The organism is Chroococcidiopsis sp. SAG 2025 (assembly GCF_032860985.1).
Classification (GTDB): domain Bacteria; phylum Cyanobacteriota; class Cyanobacteriia; order Cyanobacteriales; family Chroococcidiopsidaceae; genus Chroococcidiopsis.
The window spans coordinates 311,343-324,272 of sequence record NZ_JAOCNC010000005.1; the positions used below are offsets into that span (position 1 = coordinate 311,343).

General features: G+C 47.2%; 17 protein-coding genes. 9 read left to right on the top strand and 8 right to left on the bottom strand.

Translation table 11 applies throughout. The annotated features are described in order from the left end of the window. Positions 1-44: 44 nt before the first annotated feature. Together N4J56_RS38990 and N4J56_RS38995 are read right to left on the bottom strand one after the other, a co-directional pair. Positions 45-1,208: a ParB/RepB/Spo0J family partition protein gene (locus N4J56_RS38990; RefSeq protein WP_317112330.1), complete on the bottom strand. Its 1,164-nt coding sequence runs from the start codon at positions 1,206-1,208 to the stop codon at positions 45-47. After that, a complete protein-coding gene (locus N4J56_RS38995) occupies positions 1,209-2,015 on the bottom strand; it encodes a ParA family protein (RefSeq protein ID WP_317112332.1) in 807 nt (268 codons plus the stop codon). It lies immediately after the preceding gene. A gap of 508 nt (positions 2,016-2,523) precedes the next feature. On the opposite strand from N4J56_RS38995, the gene N4J56_RS39000 reads away from it, so the two are divergent. Continuing rightward, positions 2,524-2,670, top strand: coding sequence for a hypothetical protein (locus N4J56_RS39000; RefSeq protein WP_317112334.1), 147 nt, complete (start codon positions 2,524-2,526; stop codon positions 2,668-2,670). Positions 2,671-2,784: 114 nt separating this feature from the next. Here the strand turns inward: N4J56_RS39000 and N4J56_RS39005 are convergent, their stop codons facing one another. Further along, a complete protein-coding gene (locus tag N4J56_RS39005) occupies positions 2,785-3,180 on the bottom strand; it encodes a PadR family transcriptional regulator (protein WP_410500849.1) in 396 nt (131 codons plus the stop codon). Positions 3,181-3,260: 80 nt separating this feature from the next. Next, positions 3,261-3,584 carry a cell division protein SepF gene (locus N4J56_RS39010; protein WP_317112338.1) on the bottom strand — a complete coding sequence of 108 codons (324 nt, stop codon included), beginning with the start codon at positions 3,582-3,584 and terminating at the stop codon, positions 3,261-3,263. Positions 3,585-3,614: 30 nt separating this feature from the next. Between N4J56_RS39010 and N4J56_RS39015 the strand changes: the two genes are divergently transcribed. Together N4J56_RS39015 and N4J56_RS39020 are read left to right on the top strand one after the other, a co-directional pair. Further along, positions 3,615-3,932: a hypothetical protein gene (locus N4J56_RS39015; RefSeq protein ID WP_317112339.1), complete on the top strand. Its 318-nt coding sequence runs from the start codon at positions 3,615-3,617 to the stop codon at positions 3,930-3,932. A 191-nt stretch (positions 3,933-4,123) separates the two neighbouring features. Next, positions 4,124-4,717 (top strand): Crp/Fnr family transcriptional regulator, encoded by a 594-nt coding sequence (locus tag N4J56_RS39020; protein WP_317112340.1) that lies wholly within the window; start codon positions 4,124-4,126, stop codon positions 4,715-4,717. A 44-nt stretch (positions 4,718-4,761) separates the two neighbouring features. On the opposite strand, the gene N4J56_RS39025 is transcribed toward N4J56_RS39020, so the two are convergent. Both N4J56_RS39025 and N4J56_RS39030 read right to left on the bottom strand, forming a co-directional pair. Continuing rightward, complete coding sequence (locus N4J56_RS39025; RefSeq protein ID WP_317112341.1) at positions 4,762-4,890, bottom strand: hypothetical protein; 129 nt, start codon at positions 4,888-4,890, stop codon at positions 4,762-4,764. A gap of 108 nt (positions 4,891-4,998) precedes the next feature. Next, complete coding sequence (locus N4J56_RS39030; protein ID WP_317112342.1) at positions 4,999-5,253, bottom strand: hypothetical protein; 255 nt, start codon at positions 5,251-5,253, stop codon at positions 4,999-5,001. A 316-nt stretch (positions 5,254-5,569) separates the two neighbouring features. Between N4J56_RS39030 and N4J56_RS39035 the strand changes: the two genes are divergently transcribed. After that, positions 5,570-6,679: a hypothetical protein gene (locus N4J56_RS39035; RefSeq protein ID WP_317112343.1), complete on the top strand. Its 1,110-nt coding sequence runs from the start codon at positions 5,570-5,572 to the stop codon at positions 6,677-6,679. 162 nt (positions 6,680-6,841) lie between these two features. Here the strand turns inward: N4J56_RS39035 and N4J56_RS39040 are convergent, their stop codons facing one another. Next, positions 6,842-7,327, bottom strand: coding sequence for a DUF29 domain-containing protein (locus tag N4J56_RS39040; RefSeq protein WP_317112344.1), 486 nt, complete (start codon positions 7,325-7,327; stop codon positions 6,842-6,844). 44 nt (positions 7,328-7,371) lie between these two features. Beyond that, complete coding sequence (locus N4J56_RS39045) at positions 7,372-7,506, bottom strand: hypothetical protein (protein WP_317112345.1); 135 nt, start codon at positions 7,504-7,506, stop codon at positions 7,372-7,374. Between the two features lie 231 nt (positions 7,507-7,737). On the opposite strand from N4J56_RS39045, the gene N4J56_RS39050 reads away from it, so the two are divergent. The 5 genes from N4J56_RS39050 to N4J56_RS39070 all read left to right on the top strand — a co-directional run bounded on the left by N4J56_RS39050 (position 7,738) and on the right by N4J56_RS39070 (position 12,768). Further along, entirely contained in the window at positions 7,738-8,916 is a 1,179-nt protein-coding gene (locus N4J56_RS39050; protein WP_317112347.1) for a BMP family ABC transporter substrate-binding protein, read from the top strand. Between the two features lie 2 nt (positions 8,917-8,918). After that, entirely contained in the window at positions 8,919-10,037 is a 1,119-nt protein-coding gene (locus N4J56_RS39055; RefSeq protein ID WP_317112349.1) for an ABC transporter permease, read from the top strand. Further along, positions 9,970-10,893: an ABC transporter permease gene (locus tag N4J56_RS39060; protein WP_317112351.1), complete on the top strand. Its 924-nt coding sequence runs from the start codon at positions 9,970-9,972 to the stop codon at positions 10,891-10,893. The genes N4J56_RS39055 and N4J56_RS39060 overlap by 68 nt, the downstream gene beginning before the upstream one ends. 127 nt (positions 10,894-11,020) lie before the next feature. Continuing rightward, positions 11,021-12,049, top strand: a complete 1,029-nt coding sequence (locus N4J56_RS39065) for a formamidase (protein ID WP_317112353.1) — start codon at positions 11,021-11,023, stop codon at positions 12,047-12,049. Between the two features lie 2 nt (positions 12,050-12,051). After that, on the top strand, positions 12,052-12,768 hold the full coding sequence (locus N4J56_RS39070) for an isochorismatase family cysteine hydrolase (RefSeq protein WP_317112355.1): 717 nt from the start codon (positions 12,052-12,054) through the stop codon (positions 12,766-12,768). The last annotated feature ends 162 nt before the right edge of the window (positions 12,769-12,930 follow it).

Consider the following 12,930-nt stretch of genomic DNA (forward strand, 5'->3'; position numbering starts at 1 on the left):
TTTACCACTTTGAGGTCTAGCTCAAGTGGCAAATTGTTGATTTGTCAATCAATAACGTTTCCCAGCTTTTCCCGAATTTCTCTAGCCTTAGCTTCTAAAGCAGAAAGTAAGTTTCTTAGTTGCTTCGGCTGAACGCGATCGAGCTTTGTTGCTAAGACATCATCAATTAAAGAACTAATCTGACGATTTGGCTCAGCTTTCTTTTCAGGATTACGTTCAGCAATAATTTTGGTAACTAGAGAACGGGTTTTTGCTATTGTCAGTCTTTCTTGTAAAACTCTTGTTATTGCTTCTTGTCGAATTTGTTCGGCAACAGTTTCCTCAATTGCTAAGTTTTTGGCGTTTAGCTGTTGAAGAGAACGAGCATGGTTAGCACCCAGTCCCAACTTCCAAATCGCTGTCTTCAAGTCTAGCGACAGTCGTAAGCAGGGGAAGACGTTGGCATCCACAGATGCCGGATTTTGCTGAAAACGCAGTAAGAGTAGAAATACATTCTGCTCGGTCTCATCTAAATCAAAATCCTCGATGCCTTCTAGCTGCTCTTCTCTAGTTGCACTGACTAGTTGAGTTAATCTGGGTAGTAGTTTTTTCGCATTTAGTCTAGCGATCGCTCTCCTGAGAGCTTTAACTACCTCTTCCTGCTCGATCTTTAACCCCAACTTAGCCTGCTGAATCAATCCCTCAGCTAAATCTAGCTCATTCAGATTTTCTCGATGCAAGCTAGTTAATAGCGTGCGTGCATGCAATTCTTCTTCTGAAAGTTCCTTCGGCAGCATGACTGCATCCAGTGTGTCAATTTCCGGTTGCAAGTATTCTGCAACCGCCCTCCACCTCCGTTCGCCGTCGAAGATGAGATTTCCTGGTAGTAGGATAATTGGCTCTTGTTGCCCTTCTTCTCGAATTGACACAGCCATGCTATGAATGCTGTCTGGCGTAAATGTCTGCCTTGCTTGTTTCGGGTTGGGTTTAACTTGATTAAAGTGGACTTGAGAAATCCCAGATGCCTTGAGTTGCTCTCTTAACTCTTCAATAGTTTGATTCAGCTGAGTGCTTTCTGCTTGAGCAAATTCACTCCTCGTTTGCTCGGCTTTCAATCTAGTAGTCTCGGCTTGCAGTGCTTCTATCCGTTCTTCTAGCTCAAAAACTTGCTGTGAGCCAGCTGCTCCGGCAAACATCCCAAGCACGCTTGGCTTGCTTGACTTTGACATTTATTGACCTCTGATCTCTTTCAGTTCTTGAATTAATGCATTCACAATCGGCTGAAAATCTTCTCTTGCTCCTTTTCCTGGTCGGTATATTCCTAGAGGCAATCCCCGACCGGAAGCATTTAAGATGTCAGCAGATTCGCGAATCGGGTTAAAATACTGAATTCCTAAATTTTGACAAACAATCGGCAGTTCTTCAACAATACTTCTGTGCGCTCCCCAATCACTTTTCCACCGAGTCGGCACCATCCCTAAAATTTTGGGAGTTGGTCTTAACCGCAGTTGCTTGCAGTTGTAGTAGTACCACTCAATCATCGCCGCAGCACCCTGAGAAGCTTTGTACTCCGGTTGAATGGGAATGAGTACGTGAGTAGAAGCTGCTAGTGCCGTCAGTGGCAAAGGTTCTAGAGTTGCAGGACAATCGATAATCACAAAGTCATGTGGTAAAGGGTAATCGCTGAGGCGGTCTGATAGGAGATAAGCCCCGCGCAAATCTTTAGCGATTGTCCGAATTGTTTGGTGCAATTGTTTACCACCCCTACAAACTTGGATTTTGTCAATCTTACTCTGCCAAGCAGCGCTCAAAGGCCAGTCTCCTTTGAATTCTGAATCGTAGACATCAGCCATTGTTCCTGGAGCTGCAACTTTCTCCAACCCACAGAACAATGTCAATGACTCATTGGGATCGATGTCTAGTAAGGCTACTGAATAACCACGAACTGCTATTTCATAGGCAAGATTATAAGAAATAGTACTTTTAGCCACTCCTCCGGCATTCGTCTCAATAGAAAGGATTAAGTTGGCTTGCATGGTTTTTTCTTCTTCTTCGATTAACTCAATCTCATGCTCAAAATTTCTGAGATAATGTTATATCAGTTTTGCGATTAAGATGGCGATCTGATGTTACATCATTTTTACTGAAGGAGCTGGCAGGCTTAGTAACTATCTCAAAACGCCAATGACAATTTGCTCGTTATTAAAATACACTTTACTGGCACAGCGACTAGCCAATTGCGAGAGCAATTCATGCAACTTACTCAGGCAAAAAGTGCATGAGTCAAATTCAGACTAGTAGTGATTTTTCATAATTGGGACCGCTAGCAAGAACTCAAAGTGCAACTGCAAAGCAAAATCCCAACCATCCTGTGGCGATCCTCCAGTTGCAATTGCAGTGTTAACTTCCTGAGAGCCATACATATATCAGTAAAAATGGGGCGCTTTCCTTTAAGAAATGTTGACGCTTCTCGATCCCCTTGTTAAGAAGGAGCTGTGCGCGCACGACTAGTTTGACAAATCTCAAATTCCAGGAGGTTATGACATGGATAGTTCAATCGCGCTCCCAGTGGCTATATTAATCCTCGGTTGGCTCTTGGCTGCCGCTATTGGCTCTTGGGCTTACTTTGCTGGTAGCAACAATGAAAATGATAAATCGTTCCGTCTACCTAGATTTGTGACGAAGCGATAAGCGATTGGTAAATGTAGTCGGAAGTTTCCCAAGTCCTTGATGTTGGTTGGGAAACTTTACTTCACAAACCAGGAGTTATATTCTCATTGTCATCGGTGTCAGATGCAACAGTCACTACGATTGTGCCGCTCGCTTTGGCGAGCAAACCTCAACGCTAAGCCTTTTTTGCTGCTGCTGAGTGGTAAAGTCACGCCACAATTGTGCTAACTTTCTAGCTTCATCATGCCATGCGGAATTGATTCGATACACCCGTCGCGGTCGTCCGCGCCCTTCGACTTTGTGCCAACTACTCCAGACCGCGCCCTCCGATTCGAGAAACTCTAACGCAGCATGTAGGATCGTGTCCGAGAGGCGATAGTTGGCATATTCGCCTTCGAGCTGTGCAATTAGCTCAGTACCGTAAGATTCGCTCTCCAGCAACACCGATAGAATGTAACAAACTGCTTGCTCCTGACAAAGATAAATCGGTGGGGGACTGGTAAAAAACTGATGGATATCTTGAAGCTGCATCATCGACTCACTTCTAAAACGAAAATCACCTGCTATACTCTTACCGAAACAAAATTCTGCCATAATTCATGCTTCTACAGCTAGACGGTTTCATCGACCGCATTTGCTAATTCAACGTCTTGGGGTGCAAACAGAAACAGCCTTGGTGCTAGATATTGTTGCTGTCCATCTATTGCGCAAGTTGCCCCAGCTACAAAGTCCACCGCTCGCTGTGCTAACTCTACATCCAACTGAGTCAAGTTCAAGACTAGCGGTTGTCCCTGCCACAAGATTTGAACCGCTTGCGTCACTTGTTCAAAAGACCATAGTTCCATGACGACGATTTGTGGTAGTTGTTGCTCTAATCGGTAGTCTTTCGCTTCATCTGCTGTCAATCTCGTCTTTTGTCTGAACTTCTGCCGCATTGCACCCCCAAAAAAAACCGCCCTCAATTTTTGAGCCTTCTGTTGGGACAATTCATCGTCATCCCCCAGATAAATCGAGCTAATACATCACCACGTTTGCCCGTCCTGATTTCTCGCTCGCCGCCAGCAATAAATTCCAGCCCGCTCTCCGGTGTCGTCACATTTATGCTCCAAACGAATGAAAATCTAGTCAATTCAGTATCAGTACAAGTGCCATCGTTCGTCAATTGGGCAAGGTTGAGAAAAGTTCAGGAATCGAGCAGTTGGCGTTTGAGACAGATTTTTTCATCGGCGAGCGTGTTTTGGGATACGGAAGTTGTTGTGGCTCTACCTTTAGATAGAGTTTAGTTGCAACTCATTCCAGCCACTTGCATGAGTTGAGAAAATATAAATTTTCTATAATATTCTGTTGGTATATTATTGGTATAAAGTGATGAATCAAAACCTGCATATTTGTTGCCTTCTGGATGTCGGACTCGTGTATTTAGCGGTTCTAATTGGGCTAGTTAGTCAATCCATTGCTCAATCGGTAGAGTGACATGCAACAGTTAGATCGGAGCGCTGGAATGGCACAGCCAGCGCTCAAACAGCAATTTGTCCGTCGCGCGCAACTCCCAGAACAGGGCGAAGTTTTATGGCGGATCGAATCAGGTGTCGTTTGTAGCATGACTTGGACAGATGAAGGCGAGCTAGTTTGCTTGGGTTACTGGGGAGTGGGAGATGTCGTCGGTCATGGACTATCACGAGTGCAACCTTACGAACTCCACTGCCTCACAGATGTCGTCATTAGTTGCTGTCCCTACAATCAGCGAGCGCATTTCACCGATGCCATCATTCAGCAGCAGCAGCAAACCGAAGAACTCCTGAGCATCGTTCATCTCAATCCCCTGTCTTGTAAGTTGTGGCAGCTCCTAGTCTGGTTGAGTCAAAAATTCGGTCGTGACGTGGAAAACGGTCGCTTGCTCGATCTGCCGCTGACCCATCAGCAGTTGGCTCAGACGCTGGGGACGAATCGGGTGACGGTGACCACCATCCTCCAGCGCTTAGAAGCCGAGGGAAAGATCCAGCGGCAGCAACGGCGACTCGTTGTGGCGCGGCAGGAAGATCGCACTCGTCAGTCAAAAAACATGTAATCGTTAGTAGCGAGCAAATAGGGCGCGCCACCGGGCTAACATCATCACGAGCGATCGCCCTTACCTCTAGCTGAGGATGATTTATTGTTTTGAAAATTAGCGATCGCTTCTCTAACTCGTTGTTCAGACCAATCGCGGCTATCCCAGTCTTCTACTGCTTGCCACACTTCCATTAAACTTTGGCTTTTACTACTGGGAGCGGGGTATGGTTAACATCCATTAACTCCTTGAAACGCCCTCCGAAAGCTGACTCACAAGAAATGGCATTTGGACAAAAGTGTTCACCATACTGCACTCTCATTAGTAAGCTTAATTCTCCGTTCGGATTCTTTGATTTTTTGTTCGGACTCAGCAATAACTTGGCTTAACTTGCCTAGCTCTCTCAGGATGCTTTCTGTTGCTTGGGCTGCTTGAGTTGCGTATTCGAGTTGAGGCAGACGTTGGAGCATTTGCGCTACGTCACCCCGACTCTCCAGCAATTCTAAAGCACTTTCATCTGCTGTACAGGATAAATAATTGTAGCTACCACTACTCATACTTTCTCCGTTAAAATTACTTTTGTATTTGTCTAGCAAGTTCAGAATTTGCCACTTTTAATTCAGATTTTTTTACCACTCTCTCTGACTTCATTTGCGCAATCTCTGCCAAAAGTTGATGAAAGAGATTGCCAAGAATTATCTCGATAAACTGACAACATTCTTTGCTAACTTAGCCTATCTCTACTTCATATGTAGAAAATAATTGGAAGTGAAGTGAAGTGAGGAAAATCATGAATTGATCTAGAAACTCAAAGTTCATGAACTTTGAGTTTCATTCTAGAAAATCGTCGGTTCGAGCAGATTGTCAAAAGCGATGGCTCGTTTTCAAATTGGTAGTACGATAGATCTAAATAAAGTTCTTTGGGATCGAGCAGATTTTTTGATGGATGAGTTGCAACAGTTAAAGCAGTCGATCAGTGCTGACATACCTAGCTTAAGTAAATACTACCGAGGCATGGCTGAAGCGCAAGGAGCGGGAGTGCTGGTAGTCAACTACTACACAGTTGGCGAAGTCGCGCAGATGGAGGCAAGGTTTCTAAGATCGAGTCAAATTGGGCGACTATCTAGACAAATGGGATTACCCAGCCTCCAAGCCGAATTCGAGCAGCACGACCAAAAAAAACAAATGGTGATCGCGCTCGTCACCGCACAGACAAAAGCCGTAGTGACAGTTGAAGTAGAAGCGATCGCATCTGAAACACCCAGCTCAGAAATACCAGCAACCAAAAGTTCGGATGCTTCCGAATCAAACGCAAAACGTAAATCTTCTGCTCGGACACCCCAAGAGCGCAAATCAACTACCAAGACAACGACACAGCGCCAAGTCAAGAAACAATCAAAAGAAGCTGCAACACCAAAACCTGAAACACTAGAAGAATCCCCAAGCCTTGTATCTTCCCAACCAAGCACCCAACTAGAAGCGACTGTACAGCCAACAGTAGAACCAGACACTCCTCCTCAATCCAGCTCAAAAGCTAAGACAATCGCCAAGGCTTCCCAACCAGCCAAGAACAACAAAACTGCGAGAAGGGCGAAGACAAAACAGCGATCGCAGCCTGTTGCCTCACCTGAAACATCCTCTGCGCCGACCATAGAACCAGAAACGACTCCACAACCGGCAGTAGAGCCGGAAACTACTGCCAAATCTCCTCCCAAAGGCAAAGCGACCTCGAAGACCTTAAAGCCAGCAACCAAACGCAATACTACTTCTAAGTCAACGACACAACAAAAGTCGCAGCCTGAATCTTCACCCCAAACACCCCCACCTGTTGCCCAAGAGCGCTCCGACGAACCAGAGCCAGAAACTACTGCCCCACCAACTACAAAAGGCAGATCTTCTACCACTGCTTCTGCGAGACGCAAATCTTCTGGTGGTGCAACAAGGCGTAAAACAGCATCACCTAGAACCAGAGGGCAAAAGTAAAGCTAAAAATTGGTTGGATTTGGGGTAGAAAGAGAAGATTATATGTAGTACGCGGTGACTGTTGACCCGTGGATTACAGCAAGAACAGCTCCTCAATCGCTACCTCATCGCTCATTAGATCTTTAACAACCCAGAGGCGATCGCAAAACTGTTTCCTTTGCCTCAAGCACCCGTTTCGTCAGTAGATTGAGGGAAAAAATGCGGGTCTAACACTTGCTCCAAGGAATATACGCACGCCGAAGGAAAACTAGTCGCAGGCATTCCAGTTTCAGCACTAGCTTGTTGAACCGCCTCTTGATAGCAGTCCACCAAAATTTCTGCCAAATAGGGCTTGAGACTGGGGGAGTCCTCCACGATTAATTTAATTTGAGAACGTCCTTCCACCACGCTGCTGCGCCAACTGTTGAGATAGTAGAAGGCATTGGATTGGTAGTTGAGTTTTAATAAATGCTTCAACACTCTTATCAATTGACTTTTGACCGCTCGTCTATCCGACCGACTCAAAGACTCTACCTCTTCAATTAAGTTTTCTAAATCTAGCTCCTCAAATCGCCCCTGTTTCAACAGCATTGCTTGCCCACTCGCCCAGGCAACAAAATCTTGTTCGTACCAGCTCGAAAGCGTACTATTTTCAGAAGATACAGCCATTGCGCTCCTTCATCTCAACTCAATTTCTGTTTCTACTGAAGATCCTAGCCCAAGAGCGCGAGCGCGCTCGATTTACTATATGTTTCTCCCACTGGGACGGTGCTGGGAGCAGGGGGTGAAGCTTCTTGAGGTGCGATCGCTTCCTGGCGAGAGGCACAGCTAAATAGACCCAAGACCATAACGGATGCACAAGCAAGAGTTTTCTATTCATTGGATTATTGTTCCCAAAATCGCGGCTTTAACGCTTCGGGCGGGTGTTGTTAGCTTGAAGAGTTCACGCTCCTTGGCAAATTTGTTAACTATTACACATCTGCCTCAGCATTTCCTGCTTACATTTGGCTTATATTGATGCCACCTGTGACAAGGAGACTTGCGGTTAACTGCAAGTTTTGCCGAGGAGATAAATGTAAGTGAGTACAAGCAAACCCGTTCAATTGAATCGCCGTCAGGTAATTCACGGTATTTTAGCAACTACAGCATTTGGTGCTGCCACTAAATTCGGTACTGGATGCACGTCAGCAAGCCAAAGCCAAGCTTCTTCCAACACAGAAGACAAGCCCATCGTGATGGGATTTATCTACGTCGGTCCCAAAGATGACTTCGGCTATAACCAAGCCCATGCAGAAGGAAAACAGGGATTGGCAAAACTAACATGGTTGAAAACCGTCGAAGAAGCGAACGTCCCAGAGACAAACGCCGTAGAAGAAACAATGCGGAATATGATTGAAGAAGAAGGAGCAACGGTACTCTTTCCCACTTCCTTCGGCTATTTCGACCCTCACATCCTCAAAATCGCGCAGGAATACCCAGAAGTCCAATTTTTCCACTGTGGCGGACTGTACCAAGAAGACAAACATCCCAAAAATGTCGGTAGTTACTTCGGCTACATCGATGAAGCACAGTACGTAGTAGGAGTTGTAGCTGCCCATACTTCTAAAACAGGTAAACTCGGCTTCATTGGGGCTAAACCCATCCCGCAAGTTCTACGTAACATCAACAGCTTTAACTTGGGGGCGCGGAGTATCAATCCCAAAATCACGACTCAGGTTGTCTTTACGGGTGATTGGGCGTTACCCGTGAAGGAAGCAGAAGCAGCTAATAGTATGGCAGACCAGGATATTGATGTCATTACCTGCCATGTAGACAGTCCGAAAGTGGTGATGGAAACGGCAGAAAGAAGGGGAATTTTCTGTAGCGGCTACCACGCCAACCAAGCCAAGCTAGCACCTAAAGGTTATTTGACGGGGGCAGAGTGGAACTGGGCGCAGGTTTACTCTCGTTATGCAGAGATGATTCGGGCGGGGAAAACGCTGATGAATGGTGGTATTCCGCACTTGGTAAGGGGTGGCTTGAAGGATGGATTTTTAAAGATGTCGCCCTATGGTGCGGTGGTGAGTGCCGAGGCAAAGAAAGACGCAGATGCCGTGAAGGAAAAATTTATGGCTGGCAACATGACGATCTATCGGGCAGGATTGAAAGACAATACGGGAAAAGTTGTCGTGCCTAACAAAGATTTCACCCAAACAGCGATCGAACTAGAAAAGATGAATTGGTTAGCAGAAGGCGTAATCGGTAGAGTCGCGAGTTAGTTATGAACACTCATACATGGCGGGGCAAGTTGGAATCCGTCTTCATTCCCCTCGCTGCCATTCTCTTTTCTTTGTTTCTATTTGGAATATTCTGTGCCGCAGTCGGGGCAAATCCGATCGCGGTGTATGGGGCAATTTATCAAGCAGCTTTTGGTAGGTGGCAATCTTTCCAAAATGCCCTGATCCGTGCTGCACCCTTGATGTTGAGTTCTCTGTGTACGGCGCTACCCGCACGCTTAGGATTGGTCATTATCGGTAACGAAGGGGCGATCGTCGTCGGCGGCTTGGGTGCAGTGGCGATCGCCCTTGCCCTCTATACAAACGTTCCACCTCTAGGATCGCAGATTGCAATGGTTGTAGCTGGGATAGTCTGCGGCGGCGTGTGGATTGGAATTGTGGGGGCATTGCGCTATTACCGAGGCGTAAATGAAACCATCAGCAGTTTGTTAATGAACTATATCGCGATCGCCCTGCTCAACCATCTAGTAGGAGGACCGATGCGCGATCCCAGTTCCCTAAATAAACCCTCCAGCTATCCGATTCCCAATGTTAATATGCTAGGAGATTTACCAGGAACGCGGATTCATTACGGGCTGATTTACGGTTTAATCGCCTGCACGATCGCCTATTTCCTGATCCAACGCACGACATTCGGCATGGCAGCCCGTATCGCAGGGGGAAATGTCAGGGCAGCCAAACTCACCGGACTTCCCGTAGGCAAACTCACCCTAGCAATTTGCTTTTTAGCTGGTTCCTGTGCGGGGTTGGCAGGAATGGTAGAAGTCGCTGCCGTTCACGGACGGGCGAATGAATCTCTCAACGCCAACTACGGCTATAGCGGCATTCTCGTTGCTTTTATTGCCCGTAACAATCCCTTAGCAGCGATTTTAGTAGCAATATTACTCGGTGGTATCTTAACTAGCGGCGGGATCTTACAAAGGCGGTTAGAATTACCCGATGCAACAATTTTGGTATTTCAAGGCATCGTGTTTCTGGTAGTGCTATTTAGCGAATCCCTTTACGGCAAGCTAGGAGTTTTTCAGGAGAAATTCGATGGCAACGACAGAATTGGGTTGGTGGGGAGTACCGCTAGCGATCGCAGCGGGAACGTTGCGGGGTAGCGCCCCCTTCCTATTCGTCAGTCTGGGCGAATGTCTTACCGAAAAAAGTGGCAAAATCAATTTGGGCTTGGAAGGCACGCTATTAACAGGGGCGATGAGTGCCTACGCCATCTCTTACTTAACCAAATCCCCTTGGTTGGGCGTACTAGTCGCCGGATGTGCCGGAATATTACTGGGTACGATCCATGCTTGGTTGTGCCAGCAACCAAAAGTTAACGATGTCGCCGTAGGCATTGCGATGATTATCTTCGGCAGTGGTATAGCTTTCTTCTTCGGCAAACCTTTTATTCAACCCGTCGCCCCCCAACTACCCGCGATCGCTTTTGGTAGTTGGAGTACTTCGCCGCAAATTCAATCGGCATTAAAAATTTGTCCTTTGTTTTTGATAGGAGTGGCGATCGCCCCTGTAATGCAGTGGTTTTTCGCCTCCACTCGCTGGGGCTTATACATCCGTGCCGTAGGCGATGCCCCCGAAGCCGCTAAAGCAATGGGAATCTCCATTCATCGCGTGCGCTGGCTGTGCATCGTTGCAGGCAGCTTCCTCGCCGGAATTGGCGGCGCGTATCTCTCCCTCTACTACCCTGGCAGTTGGACGGAACGCATCTCTAGCGGACAAGGACTGATGGCAGTCGCCCTCGTCATTTTCGCCCGATGGCAACCGATGCAATGTCTGTATGCAGCATTACTTTTCGGCGGCGCACAGGCGATTGGTCCCGCCTTACAATCCGTCGGCATCGATTCCTACTACTACCTATTCAACGCTTCCCCCTACATCTTCACCTTACTCATCATGATTATCACCTGTTCCCCCAAACGCACCCTCACAGGCGCACCAGGCGCATTAGGTAAGTCGTAGGGGCGGGTTTTGACCAAAAATTTCTGGCTTTGGTTGCCAAACTATTTGCTAAACCTGTCCGTACAGCAGATGGAAGTAAAACACCACTCACCACTCACCACTCACTACACCCCACACCCTACACCCTATGACTGGACTAGGCGGTTTAAATAAATCTCCCGATGGAGTTGTTCTCGGATTGGTACAACTTCAACTTCCCAATGTTGTCACTCCAGATGACTTAGCGGCGCAGTGCAATCGCATTTGTCAACTTGTAGCAAAGGCGCGGCGCAATCTACCAACGATGGATCTCGTTGTCTTTCCCGAATATGCCTTGCACGGGCTATCGATGGATACTAACCCAGAAATTATGTGTCGTTTGGATGGGGCAGAAGTGACAGCTTTCCGCAAAGCCTGCCGCGACCATAAAATTTGGGGTTGTTTCTCCATCATGGAATACAATCCTCACGGCAACCCCTACAATAGCGGCATCATTATTGACGATAAGGGCGAACTCAAACTTTACTATCGCAAATTGCATCCTTGGATTCCCGTGGAACCGTGGGAACCAGGCAATATCGGCATTCCTGTCTGTGAAGGTCCAAACGGTAGCACCCTCGCTTTAATTATTTGTCACGATGGGATGTTTCCCGAAATGGCGCGGGAATGTGCTTATAAAGGTGCAGAGATTATGTTACGCACGGCTGGCTATACTGCCCCAATCCGTCATAGCTGGCAGATTACCAATCAGGCGAATGCTTTCTGTAACCTGATGTACACTGCTTCAGTTTGTATGTGTGGTAGCGATGGCACGTTTGACTCGATGGGCGAGGCAACGATCGTTAACTTTGACGGTACGCCCTTAGTTATGGGTGGCAGTCGTCCCGACGAAATTATTACTGCCGAAGTGCGACCGAATTTAGTCCGAGAAGCCCGTAAGCTGTGGGGAGTGGAAAACAACATTTATCAATTCGGACATCGGGGTTATGTCGCCGTCAAAGGCGGGGCGCAAGATTGCCCGTATACATACATGCAGGATCTTGTCAATGGCTGCTATCGCTTGCCTTGGGAAAATGAAGTCGTGCATAAAGACGGTACTAGCTGTGGATTTCCCGCTCCGACTCGCACTTATAAAGGCGAGGAATTGCCCCGCATTCTCAGCGGACAAGGAGGCTAAAAATGGGATTATTTGTCGCTGCCGATCCTTATCAATATCCTTACAATGGTGATTTGCGTCCTGAAAACACGGTGCTAATTGTCATTGACATGCAAACTGATTTTTGCGGCATCGGTGGCTATGTGGATAAAATGGGTTACGATTTATCTTTGACGAGAGTGCCGATCGCCCCCATCAAACGGTTACTGGCAGAAATGAGATCGCGTGGTTTTCTCATCGTTCACACCCGCGAAGGACATCGCCCTGACTTGTCAGACTTACCGGAGAATAAACAATGGCGATCGCGCCAAGTTGGGGCAGGCATTGGCGATCCTGGTCCTTGCGGTAAAATTCTCGTGCGTGGGGAACCAGGCTGGGAGATTATTCCCGAACTCGCGCCCTTACCTGGGGAAATCATCATCGATAAGCCTGGAAAAGGTGCTTTCTACGCTACCGATCTCGATTTAGTCCTGCGTCGCTTGGGCACTCAGAATATTATCCTCACGGGAATTACTACTGATGTCTGCGTCCACACGACAATGCGAGAAGCCAACGATCGCGGTTACGAGTGTTTGTTACTGTCAGATTGCACGGGGGCAACCGACTACGGCAATTACTTGGCAGCGTTAAAAATGGTGAAGATGCAAGGAGGTGTTTTTGGTGCGGTTGCCGACTCGCAGGCTTTGATTGAGGCGATCGGTGTCTTTTCTGCTGGCGAGATCCCCCTAAATCCCCCTTAAAAAGGGGGACTTTGTTCTCTCTTTTAGTTCTCTCATTTTCCTTAAAGGAGACAGAGGGCTTTATTCTCCCCTTTCTAAAGGGGGCTAGGGGGGATCTTTCATACTTGGCACGCAAAAACTACAAATATTTTTTTGTCTCACGCAAAGATGGCGCTAATCTGA